The 24,618-nt window shown below is 22.5% G+C and carries 23 protein-coding genes; 3 read left to right on the forward strand and 20 right to left on the reverse strand.

The window, feature by feature from the left end; genetic code table 4:
• Positions 1-107: 107 nt before the first annotated feature.
• From ACLFO7_RS02510 to ACLFO7_RS02575, 14 genes are all read right to left on the reverse strand, one after another.
• On the reverse strand, positions 108-821 hold the full coding sequence (locus ACLFO7_RS02510; protein ID WP_412031946.1) for a hypothetical protein: 714 nt from the start codon (positions 819-821) through the stop codon (positions 108-110).
• A gap of 204 nt (positions 822-1,025) precedes the next feature.
• Positions 1,026-1,568 carry a hypothetical protein gene (locus ACLFO7_RS02515; RefSeq protein WP_412031947.1) on the reverse strand — a complete coding sequence of 181 codons (543 nt, stop codon included), beginning with the start codon at positions 1,566-1,568 and terminating at the stop codon, positions 1,026-1,028.
• 84 nt (positions 1,569-1,652) lie between these two features.
• Positions 1,653-2,210 carry a hypothetical protein gene (locus ACLFO7_RS02520; protein ID WP_412031948.1) on the reverse strand — a complete coding sequence of 186 codons (558 nt, stop codon included), beginning with the start codon at positions 2,208-2,210 and terminating at the stop codon, positions 1,653-1,655.
• Between the two features lie 12 nt (positions 2,211-2,222).
• Positions 2,223-2,654 (reverse strand): hypothetical protein, encoded by a 432-nt coding sequence (locus ACLFO7_RS02525; RefSeq protein ID WP_412031949.1) that lies wholly within the window; start codon positions 2,652-2,654, stop codon positions 2,223-2,225.
• 199 nt (positions 2,655-2,853) lie between these two features.
• Positions 2,854-3,060 carry a hypothetical protein gene (locus tag ACLFO7_RS02530; RefSeq protein WP_412031950.1) on the reverse strand — a complete coding sequence of 69 codons (207 nt, stop codon included), beginning with the start codon at positions 3,058-3,060 and terminating at the stop codon, positions 2,854-2,856.
• Positions 3,005-3,568, reverse strand: coding sequence for a hypothetical protein (locus ACLFO7_RS02535; protein WP_412031951.1), 564 nt, complete (start codon positions 3,566-3,568; stop codon positions 3,005-3,007). The genes ACLFO7_RS02530 and ACLFO7_RS02535 overlap by 56 nt, the downstream gene beginning before the upstream one ends.
• Before the next feature lie 12 nt (positions 3,569-3,580).
• On the reverse strand, positions 3,581-4,243 hold the full coding sequence (locus ACLFO7_RS02540) for a hypothetical protein (protein ID WP_412031952.1): 663 nt from the start codon (positions 4,241-4,243) through the stop codon (positions 3,581-3,583).
• On the reverse strand, positions 4,215-4,934 hold the full coding sequence (locus tag ACLFO7_RS02545; RefSeq protein WP_412031953.1) for a hypothetical protein: 720 nt from the start codon (positions 4,932-4,934) through the stop codon (positions 4,215-4,217). Before ACLFO7_RS02545 ends, ACLFO7_RS02540 begins: the two co-directional genes overlap by 29 nt.
• A 12-nt stretch (positions 4,935-4,946) precedes the next feature.
• A complete protein-coding gene (locus ACLFO7_RS02550) occupies positions 4,947-7,724 on the reverse strand; it encodes a hypothetical protein (RefSeq protein WP_412031954.1) in 2,778 nt (925 codons plus the stop codon).
• Between the two features lie 3 nt (positions 7,725-7,727).
• On the reverse strand, positions 7,728-11,162 hold the full coding sequence (locus ACLFO7_RS02555; RefSeq protein WP_412031955.1) for a hypothetical protein: 3,435 nt from the start codon (positions 11,160-11,162) through the stop codon (positions 7,728-7,730).
• Between the two features lie 15 nt (positions 11,163-11,177).
• Positions 11,178-12,830 (reverse strand): hypothetical protein, encoded by a 1,653-nt coding sequence (locus ACLFO7_RS02560; protein ID WP_412031956.1) that lies wholly within the window; start codon positions 12,828-12,830, stop codon positions 11,178-11,180.
• A 167-nt stretch (positions 12,831-12,997) separates the two neighbouring features.
• The gene (locus ACLFO7_RS02565) at positions 12,998-13,861 is read right to left on the reverse strand and encodes an ABC transporter ATP-binding protein (protein WP_412031957.1); all 864 of its coding nucleotides are present in this window, start codon (positions 13,859-13,861) and stop codon (positions 12,998-13,000) included.
• A 134-nt stretch (positions 13,862-13,995) separates the two neighbouring features.
• On the reverse strand, positions 13,996-14,856 hold the full coding sequence (locus ACLFO7_RS02570; RefSeq protein WP_412031958.1) for a hypothetical protein: 861 nt from the start codon (positions 14,854-14,856) through the stop codon (positions 13,996-13,998).
• Between the two features lie 5 nt (positions 14,857-14,861).
• Entirely contained in the window at positions 14,862-15,707 is an 846-nt protein-coding gene (locus ACLFO7_RS02575) for a tetrahydrofolate dehydrogenase/cyclohydrolase catalytic domain-containing protein (RefSeq protein WP_412031959.1), read from the reverse strand.
• Positions 15,708-15,769: 62 nt separating this feature from the next.
• On the opposite strand from ACLFO7_RS02575, the gene ACLFO7_RS02580 reads away from it, so the two are divergent.
• Positions 15,770-16,234 carry a dihydrofolate reductase gene (locus ACLFO7_RS02580; RefSeq protein WP_412031960.1) on the forward strand — a complete coding sequence of 155 codons (465 nt, stop codon included), beginning with the start codon at positions 15,770-15,772 and terminating at the stop codon, positions 16,232-16,234.
• 31 nt (positions 16,235-16,265) lie between these two features.
• On the opposite strand, the gene ACLFO7_RS02585 is transcribed toward ACLFO7_RS02580, so the two are convergent.
• The 5 genes from ACLFO7_RS02585 to gmk all read right to left on the reverse strand — a co-directional run bounded on the left by ACLFO7_RS02585 (position 16,266) and on the right by gmk (position 20,574).
• Positions 16,266-17,393 carry an Abi family protein gene (locus tag ACLFO7_RS02585; protein ID WP_412031961.1) on the reverse strand — a complete coding sequence of 376 codons (1,128 nt, stop codon included), beginning with the start codon at positions 17,391-17,393 and terminating at the stop codon, positions 16,266-16,268.
• Positions 17,394-17,532: 139 nt separating this feature from the next.
• Positions 17,533-18,048: a type II TA system antitoxin MqsA family protein gene (locus ACLFO7_RS02590; RefSeq protein WP_412031962.1), complete on the reverse strand. Its 516-nt coding sequence runs from the start codon at positions 18,046-18,048 to the stop codon at positions 17,533-17,535.
• 132 nt (positions 18,049-18,180) lie between these two features.
• Positions 18,181-18,948, reverse strand: coding sequence for a protein phosphatase 2C domain-containing protein (locus ACLFO7_RS02595; RefSeq protein ID WP_412031963.1), 768 nt, complete (start codon positions 18,946-18,948; stop codon positions 18,181-18,183).
• Between the two features lie 2 nt (positions 18,949-18,950).
• Complete coding sequence (gene rlmN / locus ACLFO7_RS02600; protein WP_412031964.1) at positions 18,951-20,000, reverse strand: 23S rRNA (adenine(2503)-C(2))-methyltransferase RlmN; 1,050 nt, start codon at positions 19,998-20,000, stop codon at positions 18,951-18,953.
• A gap of 4 nt (positions 20,001-20,004) precedes the next feature.
• Entirely contained in the window at positions 20,005-20,574 is a 570-nt protein-coding gene (gene gmk / locus ACLFO7_RS02605) for a guanylate kinase (protein ID WP_412031965.1), read from the reverse strand.
• Positions 20,575-20,641: 67 nt separating this feature from the next.
• Between gmk and def the strand changes: the two genes are divergently transcribed.
• Positions 20,642-21,205: a peptide deformylase gene (gene def / locus ACLFO7_RS02610; RefSeq protein WP_412031966.1), complete on the forward strand. Its 564-nt coding sequence runs from the start codon at positions 20,642-20,644 to the stop codon at positions 21,203-21,205.
• Between the two features lie 451 nt (positions 21,206-21,656).
• On the opposite strand, the gene ACLFO7_RS02615 is transcribed toward def, so the two are convergent.
• Positions 21,657-23,564, reverse strand: coding sequence for a M13-type metalloendopeptidase (locus ACLFO7_RS02615; RefSeq protein ID WP_412031967.1), 1,908 nt, complete (start codon positions 23,562-23,564; stop codon positions 21,657-21,659).
• Positions 23,565-23,813: 249 nt separating this feature from the next.
• Here ACLFO7_RS02615 and ACLFO7_RS02620 point away from each other — a divergent pair, with 249 nt between their 5' ends.
• Positions 23,814-24,611, forward strand: coding sequence for a tRNA 2-thiocytidine biosynthesis TtcA family protein (locus ACLFO7_RS02620; protein ID WP_412031968.1), 798 nt, complete (start codon positions 23,814-23,816; stop codon positions 24,609-24,611).
• The last annotated feature ends 7 nt before the right edge of the window (positions 24,612-24,618 follow it).

A 24,618-nucleotide genomic window follows, 5' to 3' on the forward strand; every position in this document is an offset into this window, starting at 1 on the left:
AGTTATAGTTGTAAAAATAAAAAATAAGTTATAAATAGTGTTTGTAAAAAAACAATAAATAAAAAAGTAAGAATACTTAGTTCTTACTTTAGTATATAATTAACAAATTATGAAAACCAATCATATTTACCATTAATATTTGGAAATTCAAAAGTAAATTCCATAAATTTCCTATTATTATAGCTTTCTGTAACACCTTTTCTATCGATATATCATTCATAACCTTCTTTTGGAAACATATTTACTATTATTTTTCATACATATCTTTTGTTATTTGTTGTTATAGTTTTATCATAACTATATGTTGTTACAAATAAAATAACATAACAATTTGGGTTAGAAATAGATTCTCAATTTAAAGAATCAAACTTAAATTCTTTTTTATTAGCTGGATCACCATTATAAAAATAAAAATTGTAGTTAAAAGTATCTTTTCTTATTCATTTATAAAATTCATTAGTACTATTAAAAAATAAGTTAGAACCATTTACAAAATCTGTTAATGAAAAATAATCATATGCTAATGTGTTATTTTCATCATAACTAACATCTACTTTTTCTCATTTATATTTTCTATTATTATTTGATTCTTCTTGATATCATTTGTTTATATCTTGTATTTCATATGCTGGTCTAGTTGTATCTTCAGTAAGACATATATACACTTCATTATTAAAAGTATCATATAATTCATCATAAAATGGAATAGAAATTGTATTTGCTGGCAAATTTGAACCATTAGTATTACATGAAGTTAATGCAATTGGTGCAAATATTGCACATCCAGATAAAGTCAACATTAATATTTTATTTAATCTCATAAAATTTTATTAATTAAAATAATAAAACTTTAATTAATTATCCTTTAATGCATTTAGTTTGCCTTTAAATGTAATTAAAAGATTATTAAAGGCAATTTATTTTTTTAATAAATAATTAATTTTAATTAATGTTATTTAACTAAAATTAATATACTATCATTCTATCAATATACTTAAGAAAATGATTATAAATAACATTTCTACCTATAGAAGCAAATTATTTAATGCATTATCTATAATAGTTTGTTCACTATCATAACTGCCATCACCATAACCATTTCCATCTATTGAAAAATCACTATTTACAATATTGTTATCTAAATCATAGATAACAATAACTTTAGCTGGTGTTAATGATGTGTTTAAAGTTATATATTGATTTAGTTCTTGTTGATTAATAGATATTTTATTTTTCTTGTCATTTGATAATGGTTCATTAATTGAAGTTGATGTACCAATAATTTCTCCATATTTAATATCTAGTAATGAACCATTATCCTTTTTAAGAACTAAAATATTTGAACTATCTTTTAATAAATTCTTAGATGCTTGACTGCTATTAAATTTTGGATCAGTCATTCTTTTGTGATAAGAATATAATGCTAATATAATTCCTAAATTACTTGATAATGGATTTATAGAATCTATTAATAATGAAGTTTTATTGATTAGTGGGAGTAGTTGAGTTTTTAAAACCAAAATTAAAATTAAAACTTTTTTTATTATTATATTCTCCATTATCATCATATCTATTTATTTCTCATTCATAACCATTTACTGGAAATGTTTTTATTTTCAAACCTTGAATATATCTATTTACTGGTGTATCAGCTATTTCATAAGAAAAAGTATATATATATATATATATATGGATGTATAACAATTAGGATTAGTTATAAAATCCCAATTAATAGTCCTGAAATTAAATATTTTATCCTCTATGTTTTCATTAGGTGCCCACAAAGAAAGATCATAATTATTTTCAGATTTTTTTATTCATGTATAAAAATCATTAACTGTTTTAAACAAAGGGGAATGTAAATTTCCATCTAATCTACTATCACAACCAAAGCTATCATCTTTAGTGGAACCATATATTGTTTCTTTATGTGAAAAATTACGTCCATTATTTGATTCATTTTTTAATCATTCATCTACACTTGGAATTTCATATGTAGTGTCAGCAGAAGTTCCAAAAGTCAAACTATTACTTGTAGGATCTCAAGTATCATATAAAGAACTTTGAAAAGGGACTGGAATTGTTTTAGGTTTTTGTTCTTCATTGTTTGAAGAAGAATTAGAATTTTTTATTGAACATGATGATAGTATAACTGGAGTTAGTAATGAATACCCAACTAAAGTTGACATTAATATTTTGTTTAATTTCATAATTAACTTTTATTAATTAAAATGTTTTGCATTTAAATTAATATACTCCTTCAATTCATTTCTTGCATCTTTAAATGTAGGGTAATAATATATTTTATCATTTAAAGATAAACTATAAATTTGGTTAACTGAATTTTTAACCAATGTTTCTTGATTGTTATCAACATAATATACATATTCAGCATCTTGGTTAAAAATTAATGTATTTAATGCATTATCTATAATAGTTTGTTCACTATCATAACTACCATCACCATAACCATTTCCATCTATTGCAAAATCACTATTTACAATATTGTTATCTAAATCATAGATAACAATAACTTTAGCTGGTGTTAATGATGTGTTTAAAGTTATATATTGATTTAGTTCTTGTTGATTAATAGATATTTTATTTTTCTTATCATTTGATAATGGTTCATTAATTGAAGTTGATGTACCCACAATTTCTCCATATTTAATATCTAGTAATGAACCATTATCTTTTTTAAGAACTAAAATATTTGAACTATCTTTTAATAAATTTTTAGATGCTTGACTGCTATTAAATTTTGGATCAGTAATTCTTTTATGGTAAGAATATAATGCTAATAATTCCTAAATACTTGATAATGAATTTTGAGAATCTATTAACAATGATGTTTTATTGATTACTAGAAGTGGATTGATCATTAAAATTAAAACTAAATGTTATTTTTCTACGATTATTATAATTCCCATTATCATCATATCTATTTATTTGTCATTCATAACCACTTGATGGAAATGTTTCTATTGTTAAACTTTTAACATACCTATTTGTTGAAATATCATCTTCTTTGCGTCCAAAAGTATATATATATGTATACATAACAATTAGGATTAGTTATAAAATCTCAATTAAAAGTGCTAAACTTAAACAGTTTATCACCATTATCACCATGAACATTCAACAAATAAATTTCATAATTATTTTCAGATTTTATTCATGAATAAAAATCATTCACTATTTTAAATGGTGGAGGATCTGAACTCCCAATAAAATTAGAAGAGTAGCTAAAAGAATCAAATTTAAGAGTAACATTTATTTCTTCTTCATGTTTAAAATTACGTCCATTATTTAATTCATTATTTAGTCATTCATCTAAATTTGGAATTTCATATGTAGTTTTAGCAGCACTACTAAAAACCAAAAAATTGTCTCCAGGACTTCAAGTATCATATAAAGAACTTTGGAAAGGAACTGGAATTGTTTTTGGTTTTTGTTCTTCATCATTTGAAGAAGTACCAGATTTTTTTATTGAACATGATGATAGTATAACTGGGGTTAGTAATGAACACCCCACTAAAGTTGACATTAATATTTTGTTTAATTTCATAATTAATTTTTATTAATTAAAATGCTTTGCATTTAAATTAATATACTCCTTCAATTCATTTCTTGCATCTTTAAATGTAGGATAATAATATATTTTATCATTTAAAGATAAACTATAAATTTGGTTAACTGAATTTTTAACCAATGTTTCTTGATTGTTATCAACATAATATACATATTCAGCATCTTGGTTAAAAATCAATGTATTTAACGCATTATCTATAATAGTTTGTTCACTATCATAACTACCATCACCATAACCATTTCCATCTATTGAAAAATCACTATTTACAATATTATTATCTAAATCATAGATAACAATAACTTTAGCCGGTGTTAATGAAGTGTTTAAAGTTATATATTGATTTAATTCTTGTTGATTAATAGATATTTTATTTTTCTTATCATTTGATAATGGTTCATTAATTGAAGTTGATGTACCCACAATTTCCCCATATTTAATATCTAGCAATGAACCATTATCTTTTTTAAGAACTAAAATATTTGAACTATCTTTTAATAAATTCTTAGATGCTTGACTACTATTAAATTTTGAATCAATAATTCTTTTATGATAAGAATATAATGCTAATATAATTCCTAAATTACTTGATAATGGATTTTGAGAATCTATTAATAATGAAGTTTTATTGATTAGTGGGAGTAGTTTTATCATTAAAATAAAATTCAAATCAAAATTCCCTTTTATTATCATAATCTCCATTATTATCATATCTATTTATTTGTCACTCATATCCATCAAGTGGATATGTATTTATTTTTATAGCACGAATATATCTATTTATTGATATATCATTCTTGTCGCGATCATGAGTATATATATATATGTATACATAACAATTAGGATTAGTTATAAAATCTCAATTAAAAATTTTGAAATTGAATCATTTATCTTTATCGTTATTATCATTTAAAGGATTTAATTGAATTTCATAATTATTTTCAGATTTTTTTATTCATGTATAAAAATCATCAATTGTTTTAAATAAGGGTTGATGTAAAGTGCTATCTCATCTTTGAACACTAAATACATCATTTTTAGTTTTTTCATTTACTTCTTCTTTATGTTCAAAATTACGTCCATTATTTAATTCATTAGTTAATCATCCTTCTACACTTTGAATTTCATATGTAGTATTAGCAGATGCACTAAAAATCAAAAAATTGTCTCTAGGACTTCAAGTATCATATAAAGAACTTTGGAAAGGAACTGGAATTGTTTTGGGTTTTTGTTCTTCATCATTTGAAGAAGAATCATAATTTTTTATTGAACATGATGATAGTATAACTGGGGTTAGTAGTGCACAACCCACTAAAGTTGACATTAATATTTTGTTTAATTTCATAATTAATTTTTATTAATTAAAATGCTTTGCATTTAAATTAATATACTCCTTCAATTCATTTCTTGCATCTTTAAATGTAGGATAATAATATATTTTATCATTTAAAGATAAACTATAAATTTGGTTAACTGAATTTTTAACCAATGTTTCTTGATTGTTATCAACATAATATACATATTCAGCGTCTTGATTAAAAATTAAAGTATTTAATGCATTATCTATAATAGTTTGTTCACTATCATAACTACCATCACCATAACCATTTCCATCTATTGAAAAATCACTATTTACAATATTGTTATCTAAATCATAGATAACAACAACTTTAGCTGGTGTTAATGATGTATGTAAAGCTATATATTGATTTAATTCTTGTTGATTAATAGATATTTTATTTTTCTTATCATTTGATAATGGTTCATTAATTGAAGTTGATGTACCCACAATTTCTCCATATTTAATATCTAATAATGAACCATTATCTTTTTTAAGAACTAAAATATTTGAACTATCTTTTAATAAATTCTTAGATGCTTGACTATTATTAAAATTTGGATCAATAATTCTTTTATGATAAGAATATAATGCTAATATAATTCCTAAATTACTTGATAATGGATTTTGAGAATCTATTAATAATGAAGTTTTATTGATTAATTCATCTTTAAAATTTTCTATAGTATAAAAATTTATAAGTTCTTTATAACCATTAATAAATTCATCAATTGTAGATTTATTAGTAGCATCAATACTTATTAAATTACTATTACTATTTTTATTTACATATAAACCATTTAAATTAGAAAATTTATTTGAAACATTTATTAGATAATTTTTATCTCTATTTTTATCTAAATGTTTTATAATTCTTTGTCTTAAATAACTTTTATCACTTGAATTATTTTGACTCACATTTACTAACTTAATAAAATCATCAGTTAATGAAAATATTGGTTGATTATTGTAATCTATAGTTAATTCCATTTTTTTAGCATCTACTTCTTGTTTCCCAAAATCATATCCAAAAGTTAAATTGAAAAATTCATTTAATTTATCATTTTTAGTCATTCTACTAACATCCAGATCTAAATGCCTTAATGCATCTTTCAAACGGTTTCTTTGTCTTTCTAACTCTTCATAAATAGCATCATGTCTTGTGTTTCATCTATTTCCAATATCTGTATATTTTTCATTAATATCAAATCCATTAGCTCTATTTGGTTTACCATCCACACTTTTTTTTAGATTCATAAAGGTAAATAAATCTCTATTATTTTCTAACAATTTATCTATAAAGTTTTTATAATCATTAACATTTACAATGTTATCAAAAAAACTATTAGGATCAATGCCGTTATATTCTTGAGGAAAACTTTCAACAAAAACTGATTTAATCATATTTAGATCACATAAATAATTTTTTAAATCATTAATAAGTGTATTTCAAAAATTAGGATTAAATGTAAAATCTAAATTGTATCTTATATCTCCTAAATTATATTGTTTATTTAAATCTTCACTTCCATGATTTAATAAACGAAAATCAATACCCCCTGTTCCTCCTTCATCACTCCCAACATATAATGAACTAAAAATAGGATTATTACCAACTTTAACATTTATGGCTTCTTCTGCTAAATCATTGGGAACTAAAAATATTGTATGTTGTTTAACTCTTATTGTTTTATCCAAACCATTAACTGATGAATAATTTAATGTATCAGCATCTAAAAATGCAAGAAGTGTATTGCGCATTTTTTTTGAATCTGTATAACCTTTTTTACCATCAAGATAAAATTTAACTTTCATAATATCTGATAAATTAAATTTTAAATTCATCACTTCTTGTCTTTTACCATTTATATCAAAAATGTATCTTGCTCTTTCAGTGCCTCATGCTGAACCATATGTTCTATGTTCAACTTTTACATTAACTTCATATTCTTTTTTAGTATTTTTATCGCTAGCTAAAAAATCATTAACTTTATTTTTAATATTATCTAACATATTTTTGGCAAAAGTATCTCTCAATTTAGTAACACTATTTTTTCCATAAAGACTATCATATGAATTACCACTAGATGCACTATCATTAATGTATTGAAAATTATTATCTTTATTTTTTAATCTAATATTTAATTTAAATTGATTTGTAGTGGTAGGATTTAACACATCGTTTATTGCAATTTCTTTAACCTTATCAATATCAGTTGCATTTAATGGATTAATTTTAACTAGTTTACCTCCATTTGTACTATCTTGAAGTTCATAGTATGGAGTTCCAATCTTAGTTGTATGGTTTCTAATAGATTGAGATGCTTCTTCAATTGTAGAAAAAATATTTCCATTAAAATCATCATACCCTTGTTTAATTAATCCATTATTAACATAAGATTTTTTAGCAGTTAAATAATCTTGAGTATATTTTCCATTAGCTGTTTTGTAAGCTTTCTTTAATTTTGAAACATCATATGGCTTTAATTTTAAATAATTAATTCTATTTGTTTCAATATCTATAATTGAATTTTGTAAATCTCCTATAACAAATTCATCTTTTATACTTTTATTTGTATACAAATAATCATTTGTTGCATCTTCTAAATTATTGTAATATTTACCATTGAATTCAATTCTTTGTTGATTATTGTTTGTTGTGCTTGTTGAATTACTATTATATTGACTAACATTTGTATTATGACTTACTGTAGTTAATAATGAACTAGTCATTGTTAAAGTACAGCAACCAAAAATTGTTGAAAGTATTTTTATTAATTTTTTATTTATTTTCATAAACTACTCCCCTATTACCTTAGTATTTTCTCTTACTCATCTATTAAAATCTTCAATTGAGTAAAACATTTGCTGTTTATCTTTATAAAAATACATAGTAACTTCTTTTTTGTTTTCAATATAATTAATATTTGCTTTACTCATTAATCAGCTAAAAGCTTTTTCTTTATCTAAAAAGTATTTAACTTCTCCATATGGAGAACTTGCTTTATAAATTAAATAGTTATTTGGGTGATAATCAAGATCTGTAAATTTATTTACACCAATTGTATCTGTTTCAAAAACTATTTTAGAATCAACATTAAAACTATTAAAGAATTGTGTTTCTAATTCTTTTTTAGGATTATTAACATTATTTTCCAATGAAGAATTAGAAGAATTTGAACTTAATTCTAGATTTGGTTCAATAATAACATATTTATTATCAACTGGTTTGCTACTTTCAGGAATTATTGTTCCTGATTTAAAATCATAACTATTTCCAGGCAACATATATTCAGTAATAGAATTATCATTTGTAATACTATCATTATTTGTTAATGGATAGTTATATTGATCTACTTTTGGCAACATTGCAATATAAGTTGGTTTTATTAAACTTATTACTTTATTAATAGCATCTTGTTTATTACTAGTAGCTGGAATTGTTGTATTAATATTACCACTTGTAAATTTGTAAATTTGATAATCAGCTAAAAATTTATCTTGTTTATTTTGTGTAAATACATAATCATAAACATAGTTTGTTAAATCATCTATATTATCAAATACATCTACTGGTTTTACATTCACATTTAGGTTTGAATAATTATTAAGTGTATAGTTAATTTTTATTTTGCCTGAATCTATTCTTCCAATTGACAACAATCTTGCATATTCTTCAATCAATTGTTGAGTTTGAGTGGTTTCATAAGCTTTACCATTTAAATAATAAACATCATTTGTTCTTGGATTAGTAATTTGAATAGGTTCTAATATTTTCATTGAATCAATTGTACTTATATCTTCTTTTACTATTCCAAAGAATACACTACTTTTTAATCCCCCATCTCAAACAAATTCATAATCACCAGATTTGTAAATATATGATTTATTTTCATATTTTGGAACAAAAGCATCAATTAGAAATTGCATTGCATCTAATGCAAAACAAACTACATTAAGATAAGGAACACACTTAAGTCCATTCGTTAATTTAGTAAAATGCTTTAATATATTATTCAAACTATTTAATAATTTTGATGCAGATTGGAATACTTTTATCATTTGACCAGCTACAGTGTTATTTAAAGTGTGGTCAAAAAATGACAAATAATTACCCATAAATTCAAACATCAAAGGTATACTTAATGTTCTAAAAAAATTCCCAACAATTTCTTTATTATTATCTCAAAATTCAAAATTATCTTCTTGATAATCGTGTAATCCTTTATACAATGTGTATAGAGGTTTAAGTGCCTTAGGAACTTCAATTTCTAAATCACTTGACCCTGATGAATCCGGAATTGGCATAAATCTAAAAATACAAAATAAAGTGTATGAATTTCCAACTTTCTTTAATAAGTCATCCAAATTTACTATATCTTTAAAAATTGGTATTGCTGATTTACTATAACCTTGTTTTAGTTTTTCTAATCCTTCTAAAAATTCCTGTTCTCCACATTTAAAATATAAATATGCTTTACTAATTATGGCATTTGTAAAAGTTGAAAAATCATTCATATCTTTGTAAAAAATAGAACTTTTATTTGCATTGAAAAAATCAATAATTGAGTTTTCATTATTACATGAAAATAAATTTCATACATATTCTAAAGATTCTTTACTAACATTATTTACAATATTGCTTATTTGATTACCTAAATAATCAAAATTAAATGGAACCATTCCATCATATTTATAAGCATTTTGAAAAGCTAACATAGCAACTTGTAAAGATGGTAATATTTTTTTAAAATTTAATTTCATTTGATCTAAATAGTAATTAATATCCACTGAATAATCAAAAGTTTGTGAATTAAAACCAAATAATGATTTAAATGATAATAAACCATCATTTTTATCAATAACATTTCAGTCTTGTTTTTCTGGTGTAATTATTTCTTTTGGAAATAAAGCTCTTACAGATTTGTCATACAAATCACAAACACTAGAAAAATATTTTTTTACTGTATTTAAAATATTATTTGGATAACCATTATACGCAAGTTGTTCAATGATAAAAGTGTACAAAACAGGTATTTTAACAAATGAATTATATCTTTTCCCTTTTACTAATATTTTCTTAGTGCTTAATACTTTATTTCATACTTCAGGAGCATTATCTTGCATAAACTTATTAAATATTTCTGTTTCTTTCTTTAAATCTTCAATATTAAATATTGATGATTCATCTTCTCCATCATTTACAATCATTGAAAAGAAATTTTGTAAAAACAAATTTTCTCTATTATTTTCTAAAATATCTCTATCACTTGGTTCAACTTCTTTTCATAATGTTTTATCTGTAATGTTTAATATATCAGAATTACCATTATAAAAATATGGCCCATAGAAATTATATTCATCTGAAATATCTGTATCAACAATATAACTACCTTGTCCATTTCTACCCAAAAATACAGGATCAATATCATTTAAAGTTAAGTTCTTTGCTAATTCTGTTGGAGAAGTATCTGATACATAAGAAATTGTATTTTCTTTTTGTATTGAATAAACTGGTTTATAATTATTTTTTACAAACTCTTTAACTTGTTGTTTGGCCTGCTCTTGATTTGAAGGATCTATTGGTTGACTTACATTTCCATTTGGAGATTGCAAAACTTTAAATTGTTTATTATTTGGATTATTTGTAAAAATAGTATCATAATTTCTATCAATATATTGTTTCAATCCTTCTATATTTGAAAAATATAAATCATTAAAATAATATCCTTCATGATTATTTAAATAACTTTTTTTAGCTTCTGTTTCAGAAGTAAAATAACTATTATTTCTACCTCTATAAACTGTTATTAATTTTGCATCTTGTTTTGATTGTATAACTCTAGAAACTATTTGATCTGGTATTTCACCATTTACTCCAAGAGAGTTATTAACTACATCTTTGTTGTTTAAACTTGATTGAGCAGCAATTGGTTTAATATTTTTTTCTATATTGTTTTTTAATAAATATGGATCACTATATTTTGTAGTTTCACCATTTGTATTTAAAGTTCAAAATTGATTATTAGCTACTGTTGTACTAGTTTGTTGTGATAAATTGTTGTGTGCATATTTGTTTAATTCTTCTTCTGAATTAAAAGTTTGTCCATCAAAAGAATATGATTTATTACTTTTTGAAACATTAGTAGAACAAGCTACTACAGGTAATACAACACTTGGTATTGTAGCTGCTAAAAGTCCTCATAATAATACTTTAGTTTTTATTTTTTTCATTTTTAATCCTCTTTGTTATTTAAAATTTCTTGTTATTGAGTATTTTCATGATGCTAAACATACAATAGGTGTAACTATAAAATACAATCCTAATAAAACATCTGAAAACTCTAATCAACCAACTGAAATTGGTTTTGAGAAATATGAATATGAATTAATATCAAAAATATTATCACTAGGTATTAATTCATAAATGTTATTACTATCAATACTTTTTATTGCATCACATATAGATATAAGATCTGCAAGTGTTTTAATATTGTTATCTACATATGTAATTCATGTTTGTTGAGAATTAACATTTTTAATTCCAATATTTTGTAAATTGGTAATTGGATATGCTTTGTATGAACCATTCTTTTGTAAAATTCTAACTTCTGTTGCATTATCTTGTAATAATAAATATACATTTTTAACAAAATCTATATCAGATGATTTTGGTAAAGAGAAATTATCACGCACATAAACAGAAGGGAATTTATTTATTATTTCACTATTTGAAATCAATGACTGATAAATTTCCATATTTCAAATTGAAACTGTATTTGTATATAAAAACAATAACAACTGTGACATACTTTCACTTATATTTGTTTTGACATATTCAAAAATATCTGGAATAAATTTTTGAATATAATCTATATTTTTATATACATAATATAAAACATTAGCATCATTATTTTTTAAGCCATACAAATACAAAATTGTATTTATATCCTTTTCTGTGAAATTTTCTTTAATTCAAATAGTGTTGTTTGACACTTTAGAATATAAGAAATTAACTTCATTATTATCTTTTAAATTTACTACAATATTTGAATTTATAACATTATTAATAGAATTAATAATTTGATTTTTTAATTCTTCTGCATTTAATTCAAATATATTTATGTCTGTTAAATTTGAATTAACATAAGAATAATTACTTTCATTATTAAATAATTTATATTGTGGTAATTTAAACTTCACCAACGATCCTGAAAAACCATTATTATTTAAATCAACAATTGTATCAAAATCTTTTTCATGCAATAAATGATTCTTACCTATTGTATAAAATGGAGAAAAGAATCAATCAGTAAATATAAAATTTGTTCCAATATTAGTAGTTGTTATTGAATTATAAAAATCATTATTTGTATTTTGTTTATAATCTTGAATACTATAATTATTTTTTATTCCAATATAATTATCAACTATATTATTGTTCTTATCTAATTTAGAAAAATTTTGATATTGATATTTTTGATTTTGATTATAAGATAATGAATTATTATCACCATGCAAAAATAAATGTGAAATTAGTGATAATAAAGGAATAACAATAGATACAATTAACATTAACATTATTGATTTTAAATATTTCAATCTATAACAAATCACCAAAAACAATGGAATAAAAAATAAACTTAATAAAAATTCTCCAAAAAATGATGAGAAAAATAAAGTAATAATTTCATTAGTAGAATTTGCTAATATTGCAGTTGGAATAATATAGATTATTGCATTAACAATAATTGCAATTATTTCCATCATTAATATAACTTTATATTTACTTCAAAATATTTTATTTTTAGTAACAGATCTTGTTATAAAATCAAAATCTAAATTATTCCTTAAATTATTTGATCCTACATATATTGTTAATATAAATAATCTTATCAACATTAATAGCACTAAAACTGCTATCAAATAAAACATTACTGAATAATAACTATTATTAATATAATACAAACCAATATTAGCTGCTAAATTTAATATAATTGATATTGAAAATAGAGAAATGAAAACTTTTGAGGATTTTAATTGTTTAAAATATATTTTACTTATATTCATTATTTAATGTTATAAATCTTATTATGTATTTCCAATATATCCTCATTCTTTATTTTTCCATTTCACTTTATTTCTCCTTTATCAATAAAAGTTGCAGCTGTTGCATATTTTTTTATTTCATCTAATATATGTGTTGAAATAAAAATAGTTACTTCTTCATTTTTTGATAATTCTTTTAATTTATTTAGAAATTGTATTCTAGTAATAGAATCTAAGTTAGATGTTGGTTCATCAAGTATTATTATTTTTGGTTTATTAATTAATATTTTAATAATTAGTACTTTTTGCTTTTGACCTGATGATAAAAAGTTTGGATTTTTATCTCTAACTTCAAGAATATCAAATTCTTTTAAGTATTCATCAATTTTTATAGTTAATAATTCTTTATTTTTTCTTATATCTTCATTGCAAGATAAAAATAAATAATCAAATGTTGTGAATTCACTTGGAAAAATAGGCTTATCTGGTACAAATATCATGCTTTCTCTTGCATTTTTTTCTTTAGAGTCTACACCTGATATTAAAATTTGACCACTAAAATCATCATTTAATCCTATTAACATTCTTATAATTGTGGATTTACCTGCCCCATTTTGACCAATGAATATATGAAAATCGCCTTCGTGTATATTAAAAGTACAATTTTTTATTGTTGGATTGCCTTTTTTTGTATATGACATATAAAGATTATTTACTGCAATAGCAACATTTTCTTTATTAGTTTTATTTTTTATATCTTTTTCTATGTCTATACTTTCTTTATTTAATTTATTTACTTTTTTTGCAAAAAAATTATAGAAAAATAAATTAATTGTATTATTAAAATTAACAAAAAACTCTTTTGTTAAGCTTTGTTTTTTCAATTTTTTTACTCCTAATTATTTCATATAACAACCTTATTGTAAATTATCATTTTGATTTTTCTTAAAATATTAAAAATAAATGAAAAAATCTATAATTTGTCAAAATTATAGATATTATATCATTTGTTATTGCTTTATATTGTATTCTTTAAGAAAGAAACCAATTCATTAACATTATCTACTTCTTGTGTACTATTTACATAATTTGCTTTTAAATCTATTCATAATTGTGAATCTACTTGATCAAAACTATTTCTATATATAAATGGATAATTATTATTTTTATATACAATATCTATAGTTTGACAAAATTCATTTATACTACCATTAAAATAAAATACTAAAACTTTTGCAAATAAACCAAGAACTAATTTATCTAACTTTCTTTTAACTTTAAAGTCAAAATTAGCAACATAGGTAATTAATAATCCATTATCACTAATGTAATCATACAAATCATTTAATTTATTACTATGATAAAAACCTATAGGCAAATTACTAATTCCTATTATATTTAAATAATTTTTTTTATTTAAATATAAAGTATTAAAGATTTGATTTTTTCTTTCAAACAAAATAATTGATGTTCACTTGTTATTTAAAATGTGATCAACAAATAAATTTGCATTAGCTGATTCATTAATATAAATTGGTTTATTATTCAACAATAAGATATTACCTTTATAGAAATATACATATGGGATTTCAATAGTTTTGATATCTCATATTCAATCATGCTCATAGATAAATAGAATATTTTCTTTATTTAAAGCAATTAGTTCAGTACAACTTCTGATAGCACTCTCATTTACATAACTAAATATTTTTTTGTCTTTATCATCAAAGATAAAAATACAATTCATAATTTTTTGGTTCAAGTAATCTAAATATTTCAAAAATAAAGTATTAGTTTTTAAATAATCAAACTTTGTTGCATATAATAGAATTAAATAATTTAATAATAAATAATAATTTTCTTCTTTATAACTATTCATAACTTTTAACCAAAATAATTACTCTCTATTAAATTCATTAAATTATCAAAAACATTCAATACAGTTAAAGGACCAACACCTCCAATAATTGGTGTTATATAACTTACATAATCTTTTAAATTATCAAAATCAATATCTCCAACTATTTTATTGTCAAAATAGGTAGCACCAACATTTATCAATATAGATTCTTTTTTGACATTTGATATGTTAACAATATTTGCAACATTACAACCACTTATTATTAAATCTGCATTTTTAATAAATTGATCTAAATTGTTAGTGTAAGAATGCGATATTGTTACTGTCATATTCTTTTCTAGCAAATTATGTATTAAAGGCTTGCCAACAATATGACTTCTATTAATTATTAAAGCATTTTTACCTTCATAGTTTAATTGTAAGGAATCAAGAATACTAATTATACTTTTAACAGTACATGGAATATTAAGGGTATTTGAAGGCTCTAAAATTAAATTACCAATTGATAATGGATTTAATCCATCAACGTCTTTTCTAGGATTAATTGAACTAAAAACTGTTTTAATGTTTGCGCCTTTAAAAATAGGCAATTGCACAACAATCCCATGAACACTATTATCATTATTTAATTTTTTAATAATGTTAAATAAATCTTTTTCTATTTTAATTTGATCATATACTTCAACAGCAATACCAAGTTCTTTAGCTATTTTAATTTTTCTTTCTAAGAATTTTTTTCCACTATCATTGTTATTTGTAATTAAAAAAGCAATTTTAGGGGATAACTTATATTTTTCTTTAAATTTATTAATTCTTACTATTAAATTATTTTTAATATTTTTTGCTATTTTTAAACAATCTATAATCATAATTGTAAAATCTTTCTATTTTATAATATTATAAATAACAATAGTGATAAGGAAAAAATAATATGTTTATAGCAATATATTGTTGTGATATTCGTAATGGAATAGGAAAAAATAATAAGATGCCTTGAGTAAATAAAGAAGAATTAGATTTATTTAAGAAAATAACTAATAATCATAATGTATTTATGGGAAGAAAAACATTTGATTCAATAGACAGAAAACCATTAATAGGCAGAAACAATTTTGTCATCTCTAAGACATTAGAAAAAGCTAATGGAATAACTATAATAAATGACTTAAATGATATCTTTAAATACAATGATACAAAATTAAATTTTATAATTGGAGGTAAATCAATTATAGAGCAAACATACAAGAAATGTAAATTTCTTTTTGTTTCAAATTTAAGCAACAATTATGATTGTGATATTAAATTAGAAATTGATTACTATACAAATTTTGAATTATATAAAATTATACAATTCAAAACTTTTTATCTTGCAATATGAAAAAGTAAAATAATTTAAAAAAAATAAAAATACTTTAATTAAGGTATTTTTATTTTTTTGTTCTAGAAACTTTATTAACATTTTTTACAGATTTTGGGAAAACAAATTTAGTTTCATACTCAATAATTTCATATAACAAAGGAGACACTTCATCCTTATTATTACTTTGCTTTATTTTATATTTTATAGAATCAAATATTTCTTCTATAATTTTTCCATCGTGCATGCCTCTTATTTTTTCAATAATTTTTACAAAATCGTTTAAATACAAAAATGTAGATTTATAACCAACATTTTTTTCTAATTCGAAAAAATCAAATATCTTTGAATCGTTACTTAAATAACCACGATGTTTAATCATGCAACCATTATGAGCTAATGCATTTCTCAATTTACTCATAACAGCCATTAAATCATTCATATCTTTATCAGTCATTTTAACTTTATAATATTTTTTAATGTTTTTACTAAACTCATAAATGATTTTATTTTTTAAAGACATATTAACTGCTTTATATACTTTAAGGATTTGTGAAAAAGAAAAACTTGCACATAAAGTGAATATTTGAATATATATTCATTTCTTTTTTCTTTTGTCTGTTGTATCCATTCTTTTTTTTATTCAAGAATTATCAATTCTTCTAATAATATCATCACTTTCTTGATCTAAATTTCTATCAGCAACATCATTAAAAGTGTGTATAGTATCATAATTTTTATAAAATTCTTCTATAAACATTTTCTTTTTAATAACAGCTTTTGTTTCAAAATAATTTACATCACTTAAATTTGAAAATATATCATCAAAATCAACTTCAGACAAACAACACAAATATGGAGTATTTGTTTTTGATTGAATGACTTCAGCAATAACTTTAATAACACTAGAATTTAAATGCAACTCTAATCCTTTAAAATACTTTCACATGATTGCAGATATATTTCTATCAATATCAAATAAGTATCTTAAATTATTAGATGTGAACTCTTTTTTATAGTTACCATCACTATCAAACATTAATTTATTTTTTAAACCTAAAACAAAATTACTATAATTATATTCTTTTAAATATTCTAAAAAAACATCTCTTGATTTATCATCTGGAAAAACCAATTTTTTTGATTCAAGATTTTTTAATTGCTGTTCATAACTTAAATATTTATTAATTGATTCCATAGTAATCCTTTAAATAACTATATTATTGTAGAATATTAATTAAAATAAAAAACTATATATATTTTATCATTATCTTATAAACAGAATAATAAATTATGCCTATAGCTTTTATATTTGCTATAAGCATAATATGAAAATATTAATCTTCAAAATAATCTTTTTTTTCTTTTATTTCCTTTAACAAAAGTAAATTAAGTTGAGTTAATTTATTTTGATTTAAAATATTTTTAGTTCTTTTTAACCTATGATACAAAAAAGATGGACTGTCCTTTATTTTCATTAAAATATGATCATTTTCTCTTTCTTGAGCTAATACTGTTTCATATAAATCAATTAAATTACTATTTCATCCTAAAATTCTTGATAGTTCAGAAGCTGTTAATCCATAATGTTCTCTAATTTCAATAATTTTATCTGATGTAAGTAAATTATTGTTTTTTCTATATTCATTAATAATATTTAATGCATTACTTTTTTCCTGATTAATTCCTATAAATTCATTATCATCAACAGGAGAGTTTAAACACTTATAAAATGTAGCTCAATAATTTACTTCTTGGTTTTTGTATTGAATACTTTTTCTTTCTCTAACAATTTGCAGCAAATGTGTTTTTCCACACAAAGCACACTGTGTTTTTTGAGTACCAATAATCATATATATCTCCTAATATAAAACCAAACACATATATAATTATAATACTTTGTTATATAAAAGTCATACAGCCATATGATTTTTATAGAAATATAAATAAAAAAAATCTATTGTATTAAACAATAGATTAGAAATTTATAAATTATTTTTAACTATTCCAAAATATGAAAACGAAATATTATCATTTGACCCATTTGTTATTGCATTACTAATTAATTCATCGCTAATAATATCTTTATTTGAATCATTTGAGATAATATCATACAAGTTATTTAACTCATAAAAATTATAAAAACCATCTGATGCTAGGAAAATAAAACTATTACTTTTTAATGTGATATGTTCATAATCATATTTTTGTTTTGTATCATTAACACAAGAAATAGAATTTGTTATAGATGATAAATATTTTCCATATTTATATATTTCACTTTCAGATGCTTTCATATTTATTAAATGATTTAATAAATTATGATCTTCAGTAATTAAATTAGCATGTTTTCTATTAACAAGATAAGCTCTTGAATCACCAATTCAAAATATATGTGCTTCTTTTTTTATTACAATTGCTAAAACTAAAGTTGTAGCCATATGATAATGAAATGGGTTTGTTTTTATGTGTTCATTCATAATAGATTTAATTCTTTGAATATTTTTTTCAAATCAATGTTTTATATCCATTGAAAGATATTCTCTACTTAAAAAACTTTTTATAAAAACTTTTGCAACTATTTGACTTGCTTTATCACTTCCAGAATAACTTCCAACACCATCTGAAACTATTAATAAATTATCCATAATTGAATTTGTTCCAGATCAAGAATAATCTTCATTTTTACTTCTTACAAATCCAATGTCTGATTTGTGAAAAATAATTTTTTTATCTTTGTTAAATTTAAACATAATTATAAGACTCCTAATTTCTTACTTCTTAGCTGGCCACAAGCAGCATCAATGTTTGAACCCTTTTCTTGTCTAATAGTACATGTAATGCCATTACTTTTTAATATATCATAAAATTGCCTTGATTTCTTGCTTCTAATAAAAGAATTTTCAAAAACTGAATTATAAGGTATTAAATTTACATAAACCAACTTATTTTTTAATAAATTTATTAATTCATATGCATGTTCTGGTTTGTCATTTAAATCATTAATCATAATATATTCTATTGTTACACGTCTATTTGTGACACTAATATATTCATCAATAGCATCCATTAAACATTTTATATTAAATGCTCTATTAATTGGCATGATTTGATTTCTAATTTCATCATTTGGAGCATGTAAGGAAATTGCTAAATTAACTTGGTTATTTAATTTTGTTCATTCTTTTATTTTATTTACTAATCCACATGTAGAAACTGTAATTTTTCTTGGACTTATACACAACCCTTTTTGTTGTTTTATAACATTCAAAAATTGTATTAAGTTTTCAAAATTATCAAAAGGTTCTCCAATTCCCATGACAACAACATGTGTTAATGCTTGACCTGTTGTTTTGAATAAATAGGTTTTTGCTACAAGAAATTGTTTAATAAATTCACCTATTGTAATATTTCTTGACTTTTTAATTAATCCTGATGCACAAAATTTACATCCCATATTACATCCTACTTGTGATGTAAGACAAACACTATATCCATAATCAAAGGACATTAAAACAACTTCAATTAAATTATTATCAGATAATTCTAATAAAAATTTAATTGTTCCATCCATATCTTGTTGAACTGTATTAATATTAATTTCATCAAAGAAAAAATAACTTTTTAATGTATCTATATCTTTTTTTGATATATTAGTCATCTCATCAAAAGTATTAATGCATTTTTTATAAATTCAATCATATATTTGATCAGCTACAAATTTTTTAATTCCAATTTTATCACATTCGTTTTTTAATTCTTCCAATGTAAAAGAGTATATTGACTTCATATTGATATTATTCATAAAATTACCTTATTTGAGCTTTTATAATATTTCTTATTTCATTAGCTGCTCTTGATGAAATATCATTTAAAACAACAAAATCATAATTATTAATTGTTTTTAATTCTTCTGTTGCTTTTTTAATTCTCTGTTTGATTTTTTCATCTGATTCTGTATTTCTTTTTTTTAATCTTGCTTCTAATTCTTCAATTGATGGAGGAGCTATAAAAATAGATTTATATTCATTTTTTTCAAGTCTTGTCATTACATTCATTGCACCAACAACCTCAATTTCTAGAATAACATTTTTTCCTTGATTGATTTTTTCATAAACTGCATCAATTGGTGTTCCATATTTATTACCAGCAAACTCAGCTCATTCTAGTAATTTATTTTCTTTTACAGAATTATAAAACTCTTGCTCACTTACAAAGTAATAATCCACACCATGTGTTTCTCCAATTCTTGGTGAACGTGTAGTCATTGAAATACTATAACAAAGATTAAGCATGGGATCATTTATAAATTGGTCAATAATTGTTTTTTTTCCTACACCACTGGGACCACTAATAATAATTATTAAACCTTTATTCACAAATTCTCCAAACTGATATATTATATATTAATATTGTATGAGAAAAACTAATTTTGAGGACTATAAAATGTTTAAATTTATCAAACCATCAAAAGAATGAATTATTTATGATAATAATCCTGTAATGAAACAAAAAATAAATGAAGTTACTTTCCCTTTAACTAATGAAGATATTGAAGCAATTAGTAAGATGACAAGTTATATTGATGCTTCATATAATAATGAAGCAAAAAAATATGATATTAGACCAGGAATTGGTATTGCTGCAATCCAAATTGGTTATCCAAAACAAATTACATATATTCATTTAAATGACGAAAACAATGTAGAGCATAAATATTTATTGGCTAATGCAAAAATCATTAAAAAATCTTTAAATAATGCTTATTTATCTGGAGGAGAAGGGTGTTTGTCTGTAAAAAAAGATGTTAAAGGATTTGTTATTAGAAAAGAAATAGTTGTTGTAAAAGCAATTGATTTATTTACAAATAATGAAATTGAAATAAGAGCACAAGGTTTATTGTCTATATGTTTGCAACATGAAATTGATCACAATAACAATTTATTTTATTATGATTCAATAAATAATCTTGAACCATTTAGCGCTGATCCAAAGTGAACAAAAATATAATAAAAAATGTGTGCATTTTTTGCACACATATAATATAAAAGCTAACCCATTGGGTCAGCTAACACTCACTGTGGCCAAATTATCACTATTAAGAATCAATGCTTATAGAACAATAGATTTCATGCGTTTCAGCTGAGTGAACTTTAAACACAAGTATAGTTAGACAAAGTGCATATGGGACACAGCTCTAGGAGCGACCAACTCACTAAAACCCTTTTTTGATGCAATATAGGTTTACCTTTAACTATACAAATACCTATAATAGTATTTATTGTTTCACAATTAGATTAATGCAAAACCTTATCATTCCTTTCACCTTTAATCTTTGTTATGACTTTTACACCACATATTAATTAGACTATAAAAGTAAATGAAATTCAATATTTGAAATAAATAAATTTGAATTTTCAAACATTTTTTTATAACTAATAATGTATCTATCTTAAAAAATTTATCAAATTTTAATTCTTTTATTTTTAGGCAAATACATTTTATCATTATCAACTACATTAAATGTTAAATATCATTGATCAAAATTTCTTGGTATCATATTTGTTCTTCAGTAAGTTGGAGCATGTACATCAATTGCTAATAATAGTTGTTGGTATTCTGGTCTACTTTTTTGAGCTCAAACTCTTGCATAGTTTTTAAAGAATTCTTCATAATTAATGCAATTTTCTCTTTCCATTGTTTGCAAGGCAGATGCCATACCTCCAAGATCTGCAATGTTTTCAGAGACAACTAATTCCCCATTTACAAAACCATTGCCTAAAGGTAATTTATCAAATTGTTCAATCATATCTTTTGTTTTTAATTCAAACTTACTAAAATCACTTTCTGTTCATCAATTATTTAAATTACCATTTTCATCGCATTGTGCACCATTATTATCAAAAGCATGTGAAATTTCATGACCTATCACAACCCCAATGCCACCTAAATTTGCAGCTCTAGATTGTTCTATATGATAATAAGGTTTTTGTAAAATAGCTGCTGGAAAAGTTATATCATTTGATGTTGGATTGTAACATGCATTAACAAGGTGTCCAGGCATTGCTCATATACTTTTATCAACTTCTTCAAATAACAATGAATTCATATATTTTTTCTTATGATTTAAAATATCATTTGCTATTTGATACAAACTATTTTCAACAGAAATTTTCATAGTTGAATACATTTTAGACAACTTATCAGGATAACCCATTTTCAAATTCATTGTATCAAGTTTTAAAATAGCCTTATTTTTTGTTTTTTCAGTTAATCAATCATTATCAATTAATCTATCTTTGTATGATTGTATTAAACCTTTAACTATACTAATAACATCATTTTTTGCTTTATCACCTAAATATTTTTTTCCAAAATATATTCCTATAGGTTCAGGAAATAATTCAAATGATACTAACTTATATGCAAATTTTTGTGCATTAGATGGTTCATCTATACCCATTAAAAATATATTATATTCACTTGAAATGATTCTAAGATCGTCACACAAATATTTACAATTATTTAATACAAAATTTACATATGCTCAAGACTTATAAATCTCAATTGTATTTTCGTTTATTAATTTGGAAAAATTATTTAAAAATTTTGGATCATAAACAATAATTTTATCAACTTTTTTAGTATAAATGGATTCTAATGCAATAGACAAATTTATTGGTTTTATCTTTTTGCTAAATTCATTAAAATCAATAGGGTTATAGTTATCAACATATTTTGCTCATTCAATTCTTGCCTTAACAATTTTAGAAACTATTTCATCAAAAAGTATTGAATCATTAATAAATTTTTCGATATCTTCTTTATTTAAATCATCATGAAAAGACAAAATCTTTTTTACCATATTAGATCATACATCAAGAAGTTTTTTCTTTTGAACATCATTTGAATAATAAGTTACATCTGGCAAAATTGTTTTTGGGCCATGAAAAAATAAACAATAATTACTAGTTTTTTTCATATCAACATCAACACCAAATTCAAAAGGTAAAGGAATGTTATTGTTATATAAAGTTATTAATAAGTGATTAAAATTAGATAAATTATTAATTTCATCAATGATTTTTAATTGTGGTAAAAGCAATTTAAAAGCTGTTTTAGAATCAAAATTATTTTCCAATATTTTTTTATATACTTTTACAGCATTATTAAGATGTATATCATCTTTAATAAATGAATTATCATACATCAAACTATCAAAGTCTTTCATTAATTTATCTTCAACATCTAAAACTAAATCTGTAAAACCTCCAATTGATGGCAAGTCTTTTGGAATTTCTTTTTTTGAAAGACTTTTTCCATTAACAAATTCATATAAATCATCTTGAATACGTACATTATTTTTCATAAAATTCTCCAATTTAATTAGTGGGTTATTTATAAAGATTATAAATTATTTTAAACAACTAAAATAAATTAAAATTAACATCTATATAGTTATTTTAAAAACTTTATTAAAAATTTAATATAATATTTATATGTAATTGTAATTATGATTTTTCAATAGCACACTTTTGTGTGTTTTTTTATTATATAAACTTATTTTTATAATTATGCTTTAATAATGAATGAAATAACAATATTAAGGAGAATAAAGATGAAATCATCAATTGGGTGTGTAATTAGAGCAAACAAACTATTTAAATTAATTCAAAATGGAGATAAAGTTTGTGTAGGAGTTAGTGGCGGAAAAGATTCAATGCTTCTTCTATATACTTTAGCTATGTATAAAAGAATTGTCAAAAATGAATTAAATTGAGATATAGAAATATATGGCATCCACTTAAAAATGAACTTATGTGCTATTGATTATGAGGGAATAACAAATTTTTGAAAATCTAAAGGAATACATTTTCATGTTGCTAACACTCATATGGGGGAAATCTTAAGAGCTCAAATGAAAAAAAATAAATTACAATGTTCATTATGCTCAAAAATGAAAAAAGCAATATTAATAGATGAAGCAAAAAAACTTGGATGTAATAAGGTTGCTATGGGACATCATGCAGATGATGCTATAGAAACATTATTTATGAACATGGTAAATGAAGGAAGAATTGCCACATTTAAACCAAAAATGTTTTTAGACAGATCAAATATTTGATTTATTAGACCATTAATTCTGGCAAGAGAAAATGATATTCTTAGAGAAGCAAAAAAATTAGAATTGCCCATTGTTCCTTGTGGATGCCCAATGGAAGGATTTACACAAAGAGACACAATGAAAGATTTCTTAATGAAAAATTTTTATAAGTCAGAAAAATGGGGAGCAAGTTATAAAAATTTTTTAATTGCTTTACTAAATGGAAAAGAAAGTAATTTGTGATTTGATGATCCTAAAGCATCAAAAAATGATCTTGTTTTTAAAATGAAAAATGATAGAAATTATGAATAAACTAATA

Origin of the sequence: Malacoplasma muris, assembly GCF_046774425.1 — a bacterium.
GTDB classification, from domain to species: Bacteria; Bacillota_I; Bacilli_A; order Mycoplasmatales; family Mycoplasmoidaceae; genus Malacoplasma; species Malacoplasma muris.